This window comes from Vibrio sp. Vb1026 (assembly GCF_033338745.1).
Classification (GTDB): Bacteria; Pseudomonadota; Gammaproteobacteria; order Enterobacterales; family Vibrionaceae; genus Vibrio; species Vibrio alginolyticus.
On record NZ_JAWOTH010000196.1, the window covers coordinates 1 to 1056 of the forward strand.

Genomic DNA, 1056 nt, shown 5'->3' on the forward strand with positions numbered 1-1056 from the left:
AAAACTGTACGGAGAGACGCATGTTGCGACTAATGCAAAAGTTACCTCAATGCTCCAATACACGCTGTGTGTATCGCGTATAGCACACTACGTCAAAGTTATGGGGCGAGACAAGATAGGTGGCTATCAGGACGCGGCATCGCTCGAGAGGGAGTTTCAGACTTGGTTACATCAATATACAACGGCTTCAGACGAAGCTTCGGATGAACTCAGAGCTAAGTACCCATTGAACGAAGCGAAGATCAAAGTTAGAGAGAAACGCGATACGCCAGGGCACTTCTACTCGGTGATACATTTACGCCCTCATTTTCAGCTCGACCAAATGGTCTCAAGTATCAAATTAATTACGGAATTATCACCAGAACATTTGGTGTAAGGAAAGAAAGATGACTCAGTGGAAAAATGCCTTATCGGAAGGGCAGTTGCAACAAGCTTTAGAGCTACTAATCGAAGCAATAAAGGCATCTCCAAAGGATGCCAGTTTGAGAAGCTCTTTTATTGAACTGCTTTGTATTGATGGTGATTTTGAGCGAGCTGATGAGCAACTGATGCAGTCTATTAAACTGTTTCCTGAATATCTTCCAGGCGCTAGCCAGTTAAGACATCTGGTTAAAGCTGCTCAAGCGCGAAAGGATTTCGCTCAAGGTGCGGCAACCGCGAAGGTATTGGGTGAGAACGAAGAACTAACTAAGTCATTGGTTAACTTCAACTTATCAATGGTGAGTCAAGATTATGAACAAGTTTCTGAACTTGCTCTTCAAATCGAAGAACTGAGACAAGAAAAAGGCTTTTTAGCTAATGATACTTCGTTCTCAGACGTGCGGGATATTGATGATCGTTTAGGTGGTTACATTGAGCTGTTTTCTACCGCTGGCAACTACTTTCTCGTTCCTATTGCTAGCATCAACACTTTAGAAATCAAATCTGCAACCTCTTTGCTAGAAAGTGTTTGGCGCCCAGTTGAGTTTGACATTAACGGTTTAGGTGAAGGTGAAGGCCATATGCCGATGACTTACGTGGATTCAGAAAGTGATGCTCAGAAACTGGGTCGTGAAA

Annotated in this window: 1 protein-coding gene and 1 pseudogene; both read left to right on the top strand. The window is 43.3% G+C overall.

Going from position 1 to position 1056, the window contains the following annotated elements:
• Window positions 1-376, top strand: a pseudogene (locus R7E47_RS25255) (type VI secretion system contractile sheath large subunit); the annotation flags it as partial.
• 10 nt (window positions 377-386) lie between these two features.
• The coding region (locus R7E47_RS25260; protein ID WP_318085549.1) for a type VI secretion system accessory protein TagJ at window positions 387-1056 on the top strand (670 nt) is incomplete at its 3' end.